Here is a 17768-nt window from a genome sequence, read left to right as displayed (position 1 = left end):
CGGTCAGGACCTGGCGGGTGTCGCCGAGTTGGCCGTCCGTCAAACCTTCGCGATAGCCACCCGCACGCCGTCACCGATCTCGGCCCCGTCGGCCGGCTCGCCGAACTCGAAGCTGGTGGCCAGGATTTCGCGGGCGATCATGTCCTTGTGGGTGTGCGCCCATTCTTCGCGCTGCGGCGGCACGTTCATCACGACGCTGATCCGGTCGGAGACGTCCAGGCCGGTGGACTTGCGCAGGTCCTGCAGTTCGCGGATGCGGTCCTTGGCCCAGCCCTCCGCCTCGAGCTCGGGGGTGACGGTGGCGTCGAGCACGACCAGCCCGGCGTCGTCGGGCAGCGGGGCGGTGTACTCCGGATCGGCGGCCACCAGCCGCGACGTGTACTCGCCGGGCTGCAGGGTCGCGGGTCCGGCGGTCAGCGTCCCGTCCGGGTTGGCCACCGCCTCGCCGGCCTTGACCGCCTTGATCGCCGCCTGCACGTCCTTGCCCAGCCGGGGGCCCGCGGCGCGGGCGTTGACGGTCAGCTCGAAGCGGCCGTACTTCGCGATGTCGTCGGTCAGCTCGACCGACTTGACGTTGAGTTCGTCGGCGATCAGGTCGGTGAACGGCTTGAGCCGGTCCGGGTTCGCCACCGCGACGGTCAGTTTGGGCAGCGGCAGCCGGACCCGCAGCTTTTTGGCCTTGCGCAGCGACGACGCCGCCGAGCAGACGTCGCGCACCTGGTCCATCGCGGCGACCAGCTGCGGGTCGGCGGGCACCTCCTGCGGGCCGGGCCAGTCGGTCAGATGCACCGAGCGTTCGCCGGTGATGCCCCGCCAGATCACCTCGGTGGTCAGCGGCAGCAGCGGCGCGGCCAGCCGCGTGGTCACCTCGAGCACGGTGTGCAGCGTGTCGATCGCGTCGGGGTCCTCATCCCAAAACCGCGATCGTGACCGTCGCACATACCAATTCGTCAGCGCCTCGGTGAACTGGCGCACCTGGTCGCAGGCGCCGGAGATGTCGTAGACGTCCATCGCCTCGGTCAGGTCGTCGCGCAGCTGGGCCAGCTTCGCAAGTATGTAGCGGTCGAGAACGTGCGGCGAATTCGTCCGCCAGGTCCCGGTTTTCGGTGCGTACAGTGCCAGGAAGCTGTATGCGTTCCACAACGGCAACAGCACCTGGCGCACGCCGTCGCGGATGCCTTGCTCGGTGACGACCAGGTTGCCGCCGCGCAGGATGGGCGAGGCCATCAAGAACCAGCGCATCGCGTCGGAACCGTCGCGGTCGAACACCTCGGTGACGTCGGGGTAGTTGCGCAGGGATTTGCTCATTTTCTGGCCGTCGTTGCCGAGCACGATGCCGTGCGAGACGCAGGTCTTGAACGCGGGCCGGTGGAACAGCGCGGTGGCCAGGATGTGCAGGGTGTAGAACCAGCCGCGGGTCTGGCCGATGTATTCGACGATGAAGTCGCCAGGGTTGTGGCTGTCGAACCACTCGACGTTCTCGAACGGGTAGTGCACCTGCGCGTAGGGCATGGACCCGGAGTCGAACCACACGTCGAACACGTCGGGGATGCGTCGCATCGTCGACTTGCCGGTGGGGTCGTCGGGGTTGGGCCGGGTCAACTCGTCGATGTAGGGCCGGTGCAGATCGGTTGGGCGGACGCCGAAGTCGCGCGCGAGCTCGTCGAGGCCGCCGTACACGTCGATGCGCGGATACGCCGGGTCGTCGGAGATCCACACCGGAATCGGTGTGCCCCAGTAGCGGTTTCGGGATATCGACCAGTCACGCGAGTTTTCCAGCCACTTGCCGAACTGGCCGTCCTTGACGTGCTCGGGGTACCAGGTGATCTGTTGGTTGAGTTCGACCATGCGATCGCGGAACTCGGTGACCTTGATGAACCACGACGACACCGCACGATAGATCAGCGGGTTGCGGCAGCGCCAGCAGTGCGGATAGGGGTGCTCGTAGGTTTCGTGACGCAGCAGGACCGGACCGTTGACCGCGGCGGGCCCGGTGCCGTTCTTGAGGTCGCGGATGATCTGCGGGTTGGCATCGAAGACGTGCTGGTTCTGGTAGTCGGGCACGGTCGCGTCGAACCGCCCCTTGGAGTCGACGGGGGTGACCGGGACGATGCCGGCCGCGTCGGCGGCCGCCTTGTCGTCCTCGCCGTAAGCAGGTGACATGTGCACGATGCCGGTGCCCTCGTCGGTCGTGACGAATTCACCGGGCAGCACCCGAAAAGCGTTGGCGCTGTCCATGAAGTACGGGAACGGCGGCAGGTAGCGCAGGCCGAGCAGCTCGCTGCCGCGGTAGGTGGCGAGAATATCGGGCTCTTCGCCGAGTTCCCGGGCGTATGCGGCCAGCCGCGACTTGGCCAGCAGGTAGCGCCGGTCGCCGGCCTGTACCTGCACGTATTCGACATCGGGATGCACGGCGACGGCCTGGTTGGACGGCAGGGTCCACGGCGTGGTGGTCCAGATCAGGAGGTAGGCGCCGTCGAGGCCCGGGCTGCTGCTGTGAATCTTGTAGCCGACGGTGATCGCCGGGTCCTGGCGGGGCTGGTAGATGTCGTCGTCCATCCGCAGTTCGTGGCTGGACAGCGGCGTCTCGTCGTTCCAGCAATACGGCAGCACCCGAATGCCTTCGTAGGCCAGCCCCTTGTCCCACAGCTGTTTGAACGCCCAGATCACCGACTCCATGAACGTCGGGTCGAGCGTCTTGTAGTCGTTGTCGAAGTCGACCCAGCGGGCCTGCCGGGTCACATAGGCCCGCCATTCGTTGGTGTATTTCAGCACCGACGCGCGGCAGGCGTCGTTGAACTTCTCGATGCCCATCCGCTCGATCTGCGACTTGTCGGTGATACCGAGCTGACGCTGGACCTCGAGTTCGGCGGGCAAGCCGTGGGTGTCCCAGCCGAACCGCCGTTCCACCTTGAAGCCGCGCATCGTGCGGTAGCGCGGCACGATGTCCTTGACGTAGCCGGTGAGCAGGTGGCCGTAGTGCGGCAGGCCATTGGCGAACGGCGGGCCGTCGTAGAAAACGAATTCGGGCGCGTGGTCGCGGCGGGCGATGCTGGCGCGGAACGTGTCGTCGCGGGCCCAGTAGTCGAGCACATCGAGTTCGAGCTTCGGGAAATCCGGCGTGCCGCCGCGCGGATCGGCGCCCAACTCGGTGCGCGGGTAAGCCCTTTCGGAAAGGGCCGGCTCAGTCACTCGTGCGTCTCCTGTGCCCACGTGTCGGTCAAGGCACGGGGACGACGACGCGCCGGTGCGCGAGCGCCGCGGTACCACCCCGCTTGTCACGCGCCGGTACGCGTGACCACTTGTAGAGGCTGTTACGGGCCTACCCGTTCGGGTCTACTGAGCCAGAGGCCGTTCTTCCGAAGGCTCCCCGGTGATGGCCGGATCCACGCTGGTGAGGACAGTCTACCGGGCAGCCGCGGCGCCCGACCGTGGACCTGGATGCTGGTGATCGCGGCTCGGACCGCATTTCCGGTCAACAATTTCTTTTGAGAGCCAGAGCTAAGGTCACGCATACTAAATGGGCCATGCTTAACGGACGACTGGCCAATCCAGATACCACACTCGGCACCGATCCACGGTCCGACCCGCGCATGGTCGCCGCGTTGGCGCCATTCGGCCTCGACGGCAATACCCCACCACCGCCGGTCACAGCTGACGCATCGCTGCAAGACCGATTCGCATACGTCGCACAGATGGAGGAAGCCTTCACCGAAGTCCTCGATGCCCTGGCCCAGGCCGGACCGGTCTCAGAAGGCGTGACGACAGAAACCGTCACGATCACCGGCATCGATGGCAACGATGTGACGCTCTACATCAGCCGGCCCGCCGCGTCCTCGGCGTCAACGTTGCCGTGCATCGTCCACCTCCACGGTGGCGGCATGGCTTTCCTCAGCGCCGCCGACACTGGATTCGTTCGCTGGCGCGACAATCTCGCCGCCACCGGCCTGGTGGTCGTTGGCGTCGAATTCCGCAACAGCGCTGGGAAATTGGGCCCGCATCCGTACCCGTCCGGTGCTAACGACTGCGCGACAGGCATCCGATGGGCGGCCGCGCACCTGACCGATCTGGGTGCCTCTCACATCGTCGTATCCGGAGAATCAGGCGGCGGCAATCTCACCCTTGCCGTCGCGCACAAGGCCAAGCGAGAGGGCTGGCTGGGCGAAATCGCCGGCGTCTACGCGCAGTGTCCGTACATCTCGAACCGGTACCTCGAGCAGCCCGATGAGCTGGCCTCACTGAAGGAGAACGACGGCTACATCTTCAACAGCATGGAGTTGGCGATAAGCGGCTCGGTCTACGACCCCGACAAGCAGTTCGTGGGCGACCCCGCCTGCTGGGCAGGGAACGCGACCGAGGCCGACCTCGTCGGCATGCCGCCCCATGTGATCTCCGTCAACGAACTCGATCCGCTACGGGATGAAGGCTTGACCTACTACCGCAGCCTGATACACGCGGGAGTACCGACAGTCGGCCGAATCGTCGCCGGCACCTGCCATGCCGGCGACATGTTGTGCGCCGGCACCATCCCGGACGTGTACGGCGCAAGCCTGCGCGACGTCAGCGGCTTTGCCAAGGCGGTTGCGAACTAGCCGACCCGTTCGGCACGCATTCATGGCCTGCGGTCGATGAGTTCGAAGACCTCTAGGGAGCGTAGGAACGGCTCGGGCGTAACGGCGACTTGCGTCCCGAACGGATGATCGAGCCAGTAGATGGGCCTGAAGCGGTCTTCGGCGCCGGCTGCGGTCTTCGGTACCAATTCGAGCCGCTGCGGGTCGGCTTCTGGTACGCCGAAGCCATGACCAACCACACCTATCGCGTCATCGAAATCGTCGGCACCTCACCGGACGGGGTCGACACGGCGATCCGCAACGGCCTGGCCCGCGCCGCGGACACGACGCGCAATCTCGACTGGTTCGAGGTGCAGTCGATTCGCGGCCACCTCGAGAACGGCGCCATCGGCCACGTGCAGGTGACGATGAAGGTGGGCTTCCGAATCGAAGACACCGACAACTAGCGGCCCAAGGCGCTGGCGCGCCTGGGCCAGGCGCTGGGGCGCGAAAGCTTACCCCGCGACGGCGCCCGGCTCCGGGTACGGAGCACCGAACTCGGGCACGATGTGCGGCCCGCGCCTGCGGGCGGCGACGGCCGCCCGACGCAACAATGCGAACAACCCGACGAAAACGGCCTGGTCGAAAATCATCGGAGTCAGCAACCTGTTGTGCACGAAGCCGAACGACGTCCCGCTGGACGGGTCGGCCCAGCCGATCGAACCGCCCAGCCCGGCATGGCCGAACCCGGGCAGCATCCCGGGGATCGGTACCGCGTGATAGCCCAGATGCCAAGACAGCGGCACCACGAGATTGCGGTCGGCGCGCAGACTGGGTTTTCCGGTCAGACCCATAACGAGTTCCTCGGAGAGGAACTGCGATCCGTCGATCTGCCCGCGATTGGCGATCGCCCCGTACATCTTTGCGAGCCCACGTGCGGTCGCCACGCCATTGATCGACGGAATCTCACCGTCGAGCATCGGAATATCGCCCTGCACAATGGCTTTCATACCCGGGAAGTACATCGCCCCGAAGCCCCCGGAGAACCACAGCGCGGCTAGCTTGGGCGCGACGAAGTTGAACAACGGGTTGGCCCTGGTGTCCTGCGGAATCAGGATTTGCGCCGTCCGGGTCGCCGACGTGATCGGCGGCCGGCCCAGATGCAGTCCGTCGGTGTCCAGCGACCGCGCCAACTCGGTGCGAATCAACTCCCGCATGCCAACACCGGTCACCGCACGCGCCAAGCCGGACATCAGCCACCCATAGGTCACCGCGTGATAGGCCGGCTTACCCAACAGCGCGACCGCCGGCTTGGCGGCGGCCAGCCGTGCCTCCATCAGTTGGTGATCCATCAGGTCCGTGCGGGTCATGCCGTTCAGCTGGGACAGCCCGGCCCGGTGCCGCATCACGTCGCGCACGGTGATCTGCGACTTGCCGTTCGCGGCGAATTCCGGCCAGTACTCGGCTACCGGTGCGTCATACGCCAGCAGCCCCCGGTCTACCAGCCGGTGGATGACCGTTGACGCCATGCCCTTGGTGGCCGAAAAAATGACCGCACCGGTGTCGGCCGTCCACGGGACCTCGCCGCGTCTGTCGGCCGATCCCGTCCAGACATCCACCACCGGGCGACCGTCGACGTAGACCGACAGCGCCCCGCCACCGAAACGCCGGCCCGGAAACAGGCCGGCGAACGTCCGCATTGCGCACGCAAAGTGCGGGTCCGCGGCGCCTTGAACCCCGCCCGGGAGAGCGCCGTGGAGGTAGTGAATGCTCGCGCGCGTCACAAGTTAGAGAATTTACCGATCGCTTGGCCGCTAATCACCGTAGTGTTACCGATTTGTTACGCAGCTAATTTGCTGCGGTGATAATCCGTTGCGCCGCCAACGCTGGCGTGAGTTCACCGTCGCGCACCTGTCGTTCGACCTGGGCTCGAATCGTTTTCACGTTCGGATTCGACAAGACCCGGTCGAGCACCGCATCCCGAACCATCGACCACGTCCAATCCACCTGTTGCCGGCGACGTTTCGCTTCGAACTCGCCTGCGTCGGTCATCACGTCACGGTGCCGCACCACCGTTTCCCACAGCTCCTGCAGCCCAGCGCCTTGCAGCGCGCTCATCGTCAGCACCGGTGGACGCCAGAGGATGTCGCGCGGATAGATCAGCCGGATCGCGGCATTCAGTTCCCGCGCCGCGGCCTTAGCCTCGACTGCGTGTTCGCCGTCGGCCTTGTTCACCACGACGACGTCGGCGAGCTCCAAAACTCCTTTCTTGATGCCCTGAAGCTGATCTCCGGTGCGGGCCAGGGTCAAGAACACGAAGCAGTCGACCATGTTGGCAACCGCGACCTCGGACTGGCCGACGCCCACGGTCTCGACGAGGATCACGTCGAAACCCGCCGCCTCCAGCAGCACGATGCTCTCGCGGGTGGCCTTGGTTACGCCGCCGAGCGTGCCCGCGGTCGGCGACGGCCGGACATATGCGTCGGGATGCACTGCGAGCCTGGCCATCCTGGTCTTGTCGCCGAGGATGGAACCGCCCGTCCGCGTCGACGACGGATCCACCGCGAGCACCGCGACGCGACGGCCCTGCTCGATCAGCATCATGCCCAGCGCTTCAATCGCAGTGGACTTGCCGACGCCCGGCACACCGGTTATCCCCACCCGCAGTGCGTGGCCCGACTCGGGCAACAACCGCAGCAGCAGCTGCTGGGCCTGGTCGCGGTGGTCCGCCCTGGTGGACTCGACCAGCGTGATCGCCCGCGATAGCTCCGTGCGGTCGCCGCTGTGCACGGCCGCCGCCAGCTCCTCAACAGAGGTCGCTTCGCTCCTGCCCTCCGTCGACGATTCCCGGGTCGCTTCGCTCCTGCCCTCCGCCTCGGCCATCAGTCGAGGTCATACCCCAAGCGCTCGCCGAGCCGTCGCACCAGCCCGATCGCGGCGTCCGCGATGACCGTCCCCGGCGGGAAGATAGCTGTTGCCCCGGCGGCATACAGTGCTTCGAAGTCGCCGGGCGGGATCACGCCGCCGACCACAATCATGATGTCGGGTCGGCCCACCGCGGCCAGTGCGTCGCGCAACGTCGGCACCAGCGTCAGATGTCCTGCGGCCAACGACGACACGCCGACCACGTGGACGTCATTGTCGGCGGCCTGGCGCGCCACCTCTTCGGGCGTGGAGAACAGCGACCCGACGTCGACGTCAAAGCCGATATCCGCGAACGCCGTTGCGATCACCTTCTGGCCGCGATCGTGCCCGTCCTGACCCATCTTGGCGACCAGGATGCGCGGGCGCCGGCCGTCGGCCTCGGCGAACTTCTGCACTAACTCGGTCGCGCTGGAGATATTGGTGGCCCTTCCGACTTCATCGCGGTATACCCCGGTGATGGTACGGATCTCGGCCGCATGTCGTCCCCAGACCTTCTCCAACGCGGCGGAAATCTCGCCCACCGTGGCCTTTGCGCGCGCGGCATTGACGGCGAGCTCCAGCAGGTTGCCTTGACCTTCGGCGGCGCGGCTCAACTCCGCCAGCGCGGCGTCGACGGCGGCCTGGTCCCGATCCGCGCGCAGCCGTTGCAGTTTGGCGATCTGCTCGGCGCGCACCCGGCTGTTTTCGACCTTGAGCACCTCGATCGGCTGGTCCTCGTCGACCTTGTACTTATTGACGCCGATCACCGGCTGCTGGCCGGAGTCGATGCGGGCCTGGGTGCGCGCGGCCGCCTCCTCGATGCGCAGCTTCGGGATACCGTCGTCAATGGCCTGCGCCATGCCGCCGTGCTCGGCCACCTCGCGAATGTGCTTGCGCGCGCGGACGGCCAGCTGGTGCGTCAGCCACTCCACGTAATGCGAGCCGCCCCAAGGGTCGATCGGCCGCGTCGTCCCCGATTCCTGCTGCAGCAGCAGCTGCGTGTTGCGTGCGATGCGCGCCGAAAAGTCAGTCGGCAGCGCCAGCGCCTCGTCGAGGGCGTTGGTGTGCAGCGACTGGGTGTGACCCTGGGTGGCGGCCATCGCCTCGATACAGGTGCGCGCAACATTGTTGAACGGGTCCTGGGCGGTCAGCGACCAGCCCGATGTTTGCGAATGTGTGCGCAGTGAAAGCGATTTGGCGTCCTTCGGATTGAACTGCGCAACGAGCTCGCTCCACAGCAGACGCCCGGCCCGCAGCTTGGCGACCTCCATGAAGAAGTTCATGCCGATGCCCCAGAAGAACGAGAGTCGCGGTGCGAACTTGTCGATGGAAAGGCCCGCGTCGAGTCCGGCCTTGATGTACTCGACCCCGTCGGCGAGCGTGTAGGCGAGTTCCAAATCCGCTGTCGCGCCGGCTTCTTGGATGTGGTAGCCGGAGATCGAGATCGAGTTGAACTTAGGCATCCTGGCGCTGGTGTAACCGAAGATGTCAGAGATGATCCGCATCGAAGGCTTCGGCGGATAGATGTAGGTGTTGCGGACCATGAACTCCTTGAGGATGTCGTTCTGAATGGTTCCGGCCAGTTTCTCCGGCGGCACCCCCTGCTCCTCGGCGGCCACCACATAGAGGGCGAGAATCGGTAGCACCGCGCCGTTCATCGTCATCGACACCGATACCGTCGACAGATCGATGCCGTCGAACAGTTGGCGCATGTCGAGAATGGAATCGATTGCCACCCCGGCCATTCCGACATCACCCTGCACGCGCGGATGATCGGAGTCGTAGCCGCGGTGGGTGGCCAGATCGAACGCGACCGACAGCCCCTTCTGTCCGCCTGCGAGATTGCGGCGGTAAAACGCGTTTGATTCCGCGGCGGTGGAAAAGCCGGCATACTGCCGGATTGTCCACGGCTGGTTGACATACATCGTCGGGTACGGACCGCGGACGTAGGGCGGCTCGCCGGGGAAGCCGTTGAGTGGGTAGCCGTCGACGACTGTGGCGGCGCGGTCGGCGGCGGTGTAGACGGGTTTGACGACGATGCCCTCGGGCGTGTGCCAATCCAGTTGATCGGGGGTGTACCCGTGCGCGGCGGCGGCCGCGGCGACGTACTCGGTGACGTCCGCCGCGGTGACCGGCGTCGCGACGGGTCCACCGTGCAGCGGGATGTCGGCGAAGCTCTCGACGATCGGCGAGCTTTCCTGGGCCGCGTGGCCGGCGACATCATGAACCGACATCTTCAGGCCCCCAATCGCGCAAGCAGGTTCGAAAGCGCTTCGACCGCGTCCATCGTGGCGGTCAGATACCCGTCGGGCCGGTGGCCGGCCTCGACGCCGGCGACCGCCGTCTCCGGGCCGGCCAGGTAGATCTCGGTGATGCCCGCCGCATGCGCGGCCTCGACGATGGCCACCAGTTCTGAGCCATACCGTGCGTCGGTGCCGCAAATGACCGCGATGTTCGGGGATCCGGCGTCGGCGACGGCCGCCCCGACACCGGCGGTGTCCACTGGTCCGGGGTTGACGGCCGCAATGCCGCCGGACGCCAACAGGTTCGCGGCAAACGTGGCGCGCACGTTGTGCTCGGCCAGTGGACCAAGAGGCAACAGCACGACCCGTGGCCGCGACCCGGTGCGCTGCAAAAACGCGTCGGAGCGGTCGCGCAGTGCCTCGAAATCGGCGGCGTACCGGCGGATCTCGCCGTCGGCCGGTCCACGGGCAGAAATTGGCGGCTCGGCCAGGTTCGGATACTCGTTGACTCCGGTGATGGTCGCGCGCCGGTGGTCGATGTCGTCGGTTCGCTTGTCGCGCACCTCGGCGACCTGCGCGCCGATGAAGTCGAGCGCCTCGGCGAATCCCCCGCGCGCCTCGATCTGCTGGAAGTGCTGCCATGCCCGCTGCGCCAGCGTTTCGGTCAGCTTCTCGACGTACCAGGACCCGCCCGCGGGATCGACCACCCGACCGATGTTGGACTCTTCCAACAGAAGCAGCTGCGTATTGCGGGCCATGCGCCGGGAAAAACCGGCGCCAACACCCGGCGCGCCGCCGGCTATCGCTACGTCGAACGGGTGCACCAGCACAGTGTCGGCGCCGCCGATACCGGCCCCGAACGCCGCGACCGTGCTCCGCAGCATGTTCACCCACGGGTCCCGCTGCGTCATCATCGGCAGCGACGTCACCGCGTGCGTGGTCGTCGACCCCGCGCCCGGCGCGCCGACGACTTCGGCCACGCGCGCCCAGAGTTTGCGCGCCGCACGGAATTTGGCGATCGTCATGAATTGGTCGTCGTCGGCGGCGAACCGAAAGCTGATTTGGCGCAAGGCGGTTGGCACACCCAATTCCGCGAGCGTCCGAAGATAGGCGACCCCGGCGGCCACGGAGCCCGCCAGCTCCCACGATGCGTTCGCGCCGAGATTGTGGAACGCCGGCCCGTCAACGGTGACGGCGCGGACCACGCCGCGAAAGTCGCGGGCCCGCGTTGCCATGGCCAGAACGTCGTCCATCGCCGGCGCCGCCCGACCGCTCAGTCGGCCGGTCAGCGGGTCGGCGCCCAGGTCGATCGACAACAGTGCTCGCTTGTCGTCGTCGAACCCGTCGACCAGGCCCAGCAGCGCGTTGGCGGCCGCCGCGTAATCGGCGCCGGCGTCCAGCACGACGGGCACCAGTTCAAGAAAGACGCCCTCGAGCAAGCGCTCGAGTTCGACCGCCCGGACGCCCGTTTCGCCGACCCGCAACACCAGTGCGCTGACGCCTTCGGTCAACGCGAGCAGCACCGCGCCATTGCTCTCGGCCACCGCGGGCCGGCCCGGCGCCGGAAACGCCTCGGCCACCTTCCAGCCGGACTTGACGTCGCGCAGCGCGTCGCCGCCGCGCACGAACGGCCACCGGCCCGGCAGCGGCGGCTCGGGCAGCCCATCCAGCGCCGTGTACAACGCGTGTACCGGGAAGCCCTCATAGGTGGGCGTGTCGAGCAGTCGCTCCGGCTCGGCGGGCAGGTCTGCCGGGTCGCGCCGCTTGCTCTTCGCCAGCACCCCCGCCACCGCGGATCGCCAACGTTCGCGTCCTTGCGTTACCTCGGCGGGGACATCAATCGACACGGGATCAGGCTAAATGATGCACCTCGGGCCCGGAGCGGCCGGTATCGCGGACCGTGACCGAAACTCCGGCCGCCCGGACCGCGCTATTCACCCGTTGCCCGTAGTGTTGACAGTCGTGAACGACACGGTCGCCGGCGCGCTGGGCGGTTTGCGCTCGGCGGTGACCGCGACCGCGCGGCAAGTGTCCCGGCGCCGCATGATCCTCACCGCGCTGGTGGCTGTGATTCTCGTCGCAGTAGCCATGCTGGTGCCGGTGCCTACCGCGGTGCAACTGCGCGACTGGGCGACATCGGTCGGACCGTGGTTCCCGGTGGCGTTCCTGGCCGCCTACATCGTCATCACGATCTTCCCGATTCCCCGCACCGCGTTCACGCTTGCCGCCGGGCTGATGTTCGGTGCCTGGCTCGGCGTGGCGCTGGCGGTGCTCGCCAGCACGATCAGCGCCGTGATCGCACTGCTGCTGGTGCGCGCCGTCGGCTGGCAGTTGAACCGGTTGGTCAGCCACCCCACCATCGATTCGCTGGATTCCCGGCTGCGCCGTCGCGGTTGGCCGGCGATCGTGTCGCTGCGGCTCATTCCGGCGGTGCCGTTCTCGGTGGTGAACTATGCCGCCGGCGCGTCGGCGGTGCGGGTGATGCCATACACGCTGGCCACCGTGGTCGGGCTGGTGCCAGGGACATTGGCTGTGGTCGTCCTCGGCGACGCGCTGACCGGGCACATCAGCCCGTTGCTGTTCCTGGTGTCGGCCGTCACCGCCGGCGTCGGGGTCGTCGGGCTGACCTTCGAGGTGCGCGCACACCGCCGGCACCACCGCGCCCGGCGCACCGAGGCGAAGGTGGCGGAGCCCGCCGTCGCCGGCTAACGGCCCGTGCCGCCTGGTGGCGCGCCGGGCCGGCGAGGTATTTCGGATCCACCGGGGCGGCCTGGTCAGCGCACTCGGGCGAACCAGACCATCCACCACTGTGAGCAACGGAGGCAGACCGTGTCCGCAACCAACGCATTCGCCCGCGCGGGTGCCCGGATGCTCCGCAACCGCTGGCTGATGCGCGCCCCGATTTGGATTTATAAGTTGCGCGGCGGAGCCCTGCTCAGCTCGCGGGTGCTGATGCTTGAACACGTCGGCCGCAAGTCCGGGGCCCGGCGCTACGTCGTCCTGGAGGTCGTCGACCACGCCACGCCCGACACCTTCGTCGTCGCCTCTGGCTTCGGGACCAGGGCACAGTGGTTCCGAAATATTCGGACGAATCCGAGAGTGCGCCTCTGGGTAGGAAGTCGTGGGCCCGCGCCGGCCACGGCGCGTGTCCTCGACCAACCCGAAACCGACCGCGCCCTCGCGGAATACCGCGCCAAACGTCCTCGGGCGTGGGAACGCTTCAAGCCGGTGCTTGAAGAGACGCTCGGCAAACCGATCACCGACACCAACGCACCGTTGCCGATGGTCGAACTGCGGCTCGATACTTAGGGCGCGACGCGCGATCCCTTCGCGGTCATAGCCGCGAAGATCACGGCAAAGCCGGCGGCCGCGACGGCCGCGACACCAAGGTCCTTGGCCTTCGCGTGCAAGCCCACCGCGAGCACGAAATACAGCGTCAGCATCGCCGTGGTCACCCTGGCCAGACCCGGAAACCACCGGGCCGAAAACAGCCCGAGCGCCGCGGTCGCCTTGATCGGCGGGAAGATCCACCGGTATCGCTCGGGAAAGTCGATGTCGTCGAGGACCAGCGCGACGAACGGAAGCGGAATCGCGTCGGCCACGGCGCTCGCGGCCAGGTAGGCCCCGGACGCGTCGTAGGCGCGCGGTGAGCCAAGCAGATCCGTCATGGGCCGGCCAGCGAGGGTGGCGTCACGCCCGGCCCCGGAACCGACTTGCGGGCCTCGGCCTCGGCCGCGGCGACCGCCCGCGCGATCGCGGGATCGGTCTCGGTGGAGAACCAGTCCGCGACCTCGGCCGAGTCATCCTCGGGGGCCGCGTGGCGACCGTCGTCGTCGACCGGTGACGGCTGATAGCGGAACACGCCGTCGTCGCCGGGCGCGCCGAGCAGCTTGGCGAAGCCCTGCAGCGCAGCGCCGAAATCGCTCGGCACGATCCACACCTTGTTCGCCTCACCCTTGGCCATCTGCGGCAGCGTCTGCAGGTACTGGTAGGCCAGCATCTCCGGGGTGGGCCGGCCGGCCTTGATCGCCGCGAACGTCTTCTCTATCGCCTTGGCCTGGCCTTGGGCCTGCAGGTACTGCGCGGCCCGCTCGCCTTGCGCGCGCAGCATCCGCGACTGCCGGTCGCCCTCGGCGGCAAGGATCGAGGCCTGCTTGGCGCCCTCGGCGGCCAGAATCTGGGACTGCTTCTGGCCCTCGGCCTGCTTGATCGCCGCCTCGCGGGTGCCCTCGGCCGTCAGGATCGTCGCCCGCTTCTCGCGGTCGGCGCGCATCTGCTTTTCCATCGAGTCCTGGATCGATGGCGGCGGGTCAATGCTGCGCAACTCCACGCGGGCGACTCGCAGCCCCCAGCGGTTGGTGGCTTCGTCGAGCACGCCACGCAGCGCGGCGTTGATCTGGTCCCGTGAGGTCAACGTCTGTTCCAGCGTCATGCCGCCGACCACGTTGCGCAGCGTGGTGGTGGTCAGCTGCTCGACGCCGACGATGTAGTTGCTGATCTGGTAGACCGCCGCTTGCGGATTGGTGACCTGGAAGTACACCACCGTGTCGATGTTGACGGTCAGGTTGTCCTCGGTGATCACCGGCTGCGGCGGGAAGGACACCACCCGCTCACGCAGGTCGATCCTCGCGCGGATCCTGTCGATGAACGGCAGCAGCAACGTCAGCTGACCCGACACCGTCTTGCTGTAGCGGCCCAGTCGTTCGATCACCGCCGCCTCGGCCTGCGGGATCAGCGCGACCGATTTGGCCACCACGATGATCGCGAACACCACCAGTACGGCCAGCAGCACCAGGCCGGCGACGGCACTTTGCATGACGCGTTCCTTCCCCTGTTTGCCCAGGCTTGTCTAGACGACCTTTTGGACGACGGCGGTGGCGCCGTCAATGTGCACGACCGTGACGTGGTCTCCCGGTTCGTAGACATCGTCGGTGTTGTACGGCCGCGCCGTCCAGACTTCGCCGTCAAGCTTCACCTGGCCTTCATGCCGGGCGACCCGGTCGAGTACCAGCGCACTCTTGCCCTCCAGTTGCCTGACGGGTTCCGGCAGGCCCTTGCCGGCCGTCAACCGTCGGCGCAGCACCGGTCGGACGCCGGCCAGCAGCAGCACCGACACCACCAGGAAGACCACCCCGTCGGCCCAGATCGGCAAGCCGAACAGCCAGCTGGCGCCGGCTGCGGCCAGCGCCCCGCCGCCGAGCATCAACAAGAACAGGTCGCCGGTGAGCACCTCGGCGCCTGCCAATGCCAGCGCGACAATCAGCCAGATGAGGGCCACGGGCATGTTGCCAGCCTAACTCGTAGCGGGCCATCGCCGCCCCGAACAATTACACTGCGAGCATCATGTGGTGCCCGAGTGTCTCCCTGTCGGTGTGGGCCAATGCCTGGCTTGCCGGGTCGGCTGCGCCCGATGACGTCCTTGACGCGTTGTCACATTGGGCGCCAAGGCATTCGGTTACTGCCCACGACGCGATAGCGGCGGGCCACACCGGGCTGCCGTGGCCGGATCCGGTCGACACCGGCGCCGTCACGCTGCTGCAGACGCTGCGCACCGCGGCCGGGGCGGGCACGGCGCCCGAACCCGCGATCAGCATTGCCCTGCCGGTTCCCGGAGATGTCCGGGGCCTGGCGGCGGGCACCAAGTTCGAGCGGGACGCGATGGCCGCCGGTGAGGCGATCATCGTCGGTGATCACCGCGGCACGGCGATTGGGCTGGTGCCCGAATTCGAGTACGACGAGCCGGAATCGGCGGATTCAGCCGACGCCGAACCCGAACTCAATGCCTTGTCGTGGACCGTGTACTCGCTGCCCGGCGTTCCGGTCGCCCAGCACATCGACCTGGGCGAGGCCGAATATGAGCTGCGCTCTGCGGTGCGCTCGGCGGCCGACGCCCTCGGCGCCATTCGCTCCGGATACGGCGCGATCGAGGTCGCCGACCCGCGGGGGCTGGTCGAGCAGGTATTGGCATTCGAACGCCGGCACCGGGCGCCCAACGATGCGCCGACGCGGGCGCTTCGGGTGTTGGAGAACGCGGCTCACGTCGATGCGATCATCACGGTCAGCTCCGAGCTGATGCCGATCGGCACCCAGAGCTTGTCCGAAGCCCAGATCGCCAGCGACGCGCTTCGCCCTTTGAGCGGGGTCGTGCGCTCGGCCCGCATCGCCGCGATCACCGCGATCCTGCACGACGCCTGGCGGCGTTGACCCCACCCCACTACTGCGGCGTGGATCAGCCGCAGTCCAGCGTGCACACCGCGCCGTTGACTGAAAAGCCGTACAGCGGAACAGGTTCTGGGCCCGCCAGCCGAGCCGGCTCGCGCCCGTCGCGCAGCTCGTCGATCAAATCGACGGCCAGCCGTGCGAATCGCCGATCCGCGTTGGGCGTCGACGCGCGCGCGAACGCCATTCCGGATCGCTCGGCCTGCAGCCGCAGTTCGTGATCCAGGTCCCAGACCACCTCGATGTGGTCGGCGACGAAGCCGATCGGGCAGACAATCACCGCAGCAGTTGCCTCGCCGGCCAGCTTCGTCAGGTGGTCGGCGACATCCGGCTCGAGCCACGGCACTTGCGGTGGCCCGGAACGGGATTGCCACACCTGGTCGTAGTCGGCATACCCGGCCGCCGCGGCGACCAGCCGCGATGCGTAGGCGACCTGGCGGGCATACAAGTCCGCGCCACACCGATTTCGCGCGGCGGCCGGAATGGAATGCGCGGTGAACACCAGGCGCGCCCGGTCGCCAAACTCGTCCGGCAGCGTCGCGGCTGCCTCCGCAATCGCGTCGGCGAACATCTCCACCATCAGCGGGTGGTCGAAGTACTGCCGCAGCTTGACCAATTCGGGTGCGCCGTCGCCCACCACCCGGCGGGCCCGCGCGATGTCTTCAACGTACTGGTTGCAGCTGGAATAGCCGCCCCACGCCGAGGTGGTGAAGACCGCCGCCCGCCGAACTCCGTTGTCGCGCATAGCCGCAACGGTGTCCTCGACGTACGGCTCCCAGTTGCGATTGCCGAAGTACACCGGCAGGTCAGCGCCGCGGTGGATCAGCTCGACGCGAAGCTGCTCGATCAGCGCGCGGTTGATGCCATTGATCGGCGACACGCCGCCGAAGTGCATGTAGTGCTCGGCGACATCCTTCAGCCGCTCCGGCGGCACGCCGCGCCCGCGGGTGACGTTCTCGAGGAACGGCAGCACCTGCTGCGGGCCCTCGGGGCCACCGAAGGACAAGAGCAGGACCGCATCGACGTTCAATGTTCCTCGCCCACTACAGCAACTGCGTGTGCGCGCCGCCGTCGGCGTAGATGATCGATCCGGTGGTGGCCGGCAGCCAGTCCGACAACACCGCGCACACCGTCTTCGCCACCGGCTCGGCGTCCTTCATGTCCCAACCGATCGGCGCGCGCTGGTCCCAACCCTGCTCGAGCAGCTGCATCTGGTCGCTGATTCCGGCGATGCCGGCGCCGACGATCGCGCTCATCGCCAGTGTCCGGATCGGCCCGGCGGCAACCAGATTCGAGCGCACCTTGTACTGCCCCGCCTCCCGCGCGACGAATCGGTTCACCGACTCCAGCGCGCTCTTGGCCACCGTCATCCAGTTGTAGAACGGCATCGCGCGGGTGGGATCGAAGTCCATGCCGACGATCGCGCTGCCCGGACTCATGATCGGCAGCAGGGCCTTGGCTAGCGACGCATACGAATACGCCGAGATGTGGAAGCCCTTGGCGACATCATCGAACGGCGCGTCCAGGAACGGGAACTCGCCCATGCCGCTGCGCGGCATGAATCCGATCGAATGCACCACGCCGTCGAGTTGGCTGCCCTCGCCGATCACCTCGGTGACCCGGTCGGCCAGTGTGGCTAAGTGCTCACCGTTCTGCACGTCGAGTTCCAGCAACGGCGCCGGCTGGGGCAGCCGGTCGATGATCCGCCGGATCAGCCGCAGCCGATCGAACCCGGTGCACACCAGTTGGGCGCCCTGCTCCTGGGCCACCCGGGCGATGTGGAATGCAATTGAGGAGTCGGTGATGATCCCGGTGACCAGAATCCGTTTGCCTTCGAGCAGCCCTGACATGT

Annotated in this window: 15 protein-coding genes; 5 read left to right on the top strand and 10 right to left on the bottom strand. The window is 67.4% G+C overall.

The features are described from left to right. Positions 1-39 precede the first annotated feature (39 nt). A complete protein-coding gene (gene ileS / locus VE759_RS15515; RefSeq protein ID WP_414687929.1) occupies positions 40-3192 on the bottom strand; it encodes an isoleucine--tRNA ligase in 3153 nt (1050 codons plus the stop codon). 335 nt (positions 3193-3527) lie between these two features. On the opposite strand from ileS, the gene VE759_RS15510 reads away from it, so the two are divergent. Continuing rightward, a complete protein-coding gene (locus VE759_RS15510) occupies positions 3528-4592 on the top strand; it encodes an alpha/beta hydrolase fold domain-containing protein (protein WP_324933981.1) in 1065 nt (354 codons plus the stop codon). 206 nt (positions 4593-4798) lie between these two features. Next, entirely contained in the window at positions 4799-5017 is a 219-nt protein-coding gene (locus VE759_RS15505; RefSeq protein WP_324934056.1) for a dodecin, read from the top strand. A gap of 48 nt (positions 5018-5065) precedes the next feature. Here the strand turns inward: VE759_RS15505 and VE759_RS15500 are convergent, their stop codons facing one another. The 4 genes from VE759_RS15500 to mutA form a co-directional block, all read right to left on the bottom strand. Then, a complete protein-coding gene (locus VE759_RS15500) occupies positions 5066-6334 on the bottom strand; it encodes a serine hydrolase domain-containing protein (RefSeq protein WP_414687928.1) in 1269 nt (422 codons plus the stop codon). 64 nt (positions 6335-6398) lie between these two features. Beyond that, positions 6399-7433 carry a methylmalonyl Co-A mutase-associated GTPase MeaB gene (gene meaB, locus VE759_RS15495; protein WP_324933978.1) on the bottom strand — a complete coding sequence of 345 codons (1035 nt, stop codon included), beginning with the start codon at positions 7431-7433 and terminating at the stop codon, positions 6399-6401. Beyond that, entirely contained in the window at positions 7433-9688 is a 2256-nt protein-coding gene (gene scpA, locus VE759_RS15490; RefSeq protein WP_324933976.1) for a methylmalonyl-CoA mutase, read from the bottom strand. Before scpA ends, meaB begins: the two co-directional genes overlap by 1 nt. Before the next feature lie 2 nt (positions 9689-9690). Continuing rightward, positions 9691-11544 carry a methylmalonyl-CoA mutase small subunit gene (mutA, locus tag VE759_RS15485; RefSeq protein WP_324933974.1) on the bottom strand — a complete coding sequence of 618 codons (1854 nt, stop codon included), beginning with the start codon at positions 11542-11544 and terminating at the stop codon, positions 9691-9693. 115 nt (positions 11545-11659) lie between these two features. Between mutA and VE759_RS15480 the strand changes: the two genes are divergently transcribed. Continuing rightward, entirely contained in the window at positions 11660-12406 is a 747-nt protein-coding gene (locus VE759_RS15480) for a TVP38/TMEM64 family protein (protein WP_324933972.1), read from the top strand. Between the two features lie 159 nt (positions 12407-12565). Then, positions 12566-13006 (top strand): nitroreductase family deazaflavin-dependent oxidoreductase, encoded by a 441-nt coding sequence (locus VE759_RS15475; protein WP_324934054.1) that lies wholly within the window; start codon positions 12566-12568, stop codon positions 13004-13006. On the opposite strand, the gene VE759_RS15470 is transcribed toward VE759_RS15475, so the two are convergent. Genes VE759_RS15470 through VE759_RS15460 form a run of 3 tightly spaced genes read right to left on the bottom strand, consistent with a single transcriptional unit; the run spans position 13003 to position 14981 of the window. Then, the gene (locus VE759_RS15470; RefSeq protein WP_324933970.1) at positions 13003-13365 is read right to left on the bottom strand and encodes a hypothetical protein; all 363 of its coding nucleotides are present in this window, start codon (positions 13363-13365) and stop codon (positions 13003-13005) included. The two genes, VE759_RS15475 and VE759_RS15470, sit on opposite strands and share 4 nt — an antisense overlap. Continuing rightward, entirely contained in the window at positions 13362-14513 is a 1152-nt protein-coding gene (locus VE759_RS15465; RefSeq protein ID WP_324933968.1) for an SPFH domain-containing protein, read from the bottom strand. The genes VE759_RS15470 and VE759_RS15465 overlap by 4 nt, the downstream gene beginning before the upstream one ends. Before the next feature lie 33 nt (positions 14514-14546). Next, complete coding sequence (locus VE759_RS15460; RefSeq protein WP_324933966.1) at positions 14547-14981, bottom strand: NfeD family protein; 435 nt, start codon at positions 14979-14981, stop codon at positions 14547-14549. A 59-nt stretch (positions 14982-15040) separates the two neighbouring features. Between VE759_RS15460 and VE759_RS15455 the strand changes: the two genes are divergently transcribed. Further along, entirely contained in the window at positions 15041-15901 is an 861-nt protein-coding gene (locus VE759_RS15455; RefSeq protein ID WP_324933964.1) for a hypothetical protein, read from the top strand. A gap of 25 nt (positions 15902-15926) precedes the next feature. On the opposite strand, the gene VE759_RS15450 is transcribed toward VE759_RS15455, so the two are convergent. Beyond that, positions 15927-16946 carry a ferrochelatase gene (locus VE759_RS15450; protein WP_324933961.1) on the bottom strand — a complete coding sequence of 340 codons (1020 nt, stop codon included), beginning with the start codon at positions 16944-16946 and terminating at the stop codon, positions 15927-15929. Between the two features lie 13 nt (positions 16947-16959). Then, positions 16960-17766 (bottom strand): NADH-dependent enoyl-ACP reductase InhA, encoded by an 807-nt coding sequence (gene inhA / locus VE759_RS15445; RefSeq protein WP_324933959.1) that lies wholly within the window; start codon positions 17764-17766, stop codon positions 16960-16962. Positions 17767-17768 lie beyond the last annotated feature (2 nt).

Origin of the sequence: Mycobacterium sp. (assembly GCF_035640695.1) — a bacterium.
In the GTDB taxonomy this organism is placed as follows: Bacteria; Actinomycetota; Actinomycetes; order Mycobacteriales; family Mycobacteriaceae; genus Mycobacterium.
Note: the sequence above shows the minus strand (reverse complement) of the source record. Positions and strands in the feature narration are given on the sequence as shown.

Coding starts and splice junctions, on each gene's coding strand:
- VE759_RS15460 (WP_324933966.1), bottom strand. CDS start 14,981: ATGCCCGTGGCCCTCATCTGGCTGATTGTCGCGCTGGCATTGGCAGGC.
- inhA (WP_324933959.1), bottom strand. CDS start 17,766: ATGTCAGGGCTGCTCGAAGGCAAACGGATTCTGGTCACCGGGATCATC.
- meaB (WP_324933978.1), bottom strand. CDS start 7,433: ATGGCCGAGGCGGAGGGCAGGAGCGAAGCGACCCGGGAATCGTCGACG.
- VE759_RS15465 (WP_324933968.1), bottom strand. CDS start 14,513: ATGCAAAGTGCCGTCGCCGGCCTGGTGCTGCTGGCCGTACTGGTGGTG.
- VE759_RS15475 (WP_324934054.1), top strand. CDS start 12,566: ATGCTCCGCAACCGCTGGCTGATGCGCGCCCCGATTTGGATTTATAAG.
- VE759_RS15510 (WP_324933981.1), top strand. CDS start 3,528: ATGCTTAACGGACGACTGGCCAATCCAGATACCACACTCGGCACCGAT.
- VE759_RS15470 (WP_324933970.1), bottom strand. CDS start 13,365: ATGACGGATCTGCTTGGCTCACCGCGCGCCTACGACGCGTCCGGGGCC.
- scpA (WP_324933976.1), bottom strand. CDS start 9,688: ATGTCGGTTCATGATGTCGCCGGCCACGCGGCCCAGGAAAGCTCGCCG.
- VE759_RS15455 (WP_324933964.1), top strand. CDS start 15,041: ATGTGGTGCCCGAGTGTCTCCCTGTCGGTGTGGGCCAATGCCTGGCTT.
- VE759_RS15505 (WP_324934056.1), top strand. CDS start 4,799: ATGACCAACCACACCTATCGCGTCATCGAAATCGTCGGCACCTCACCG.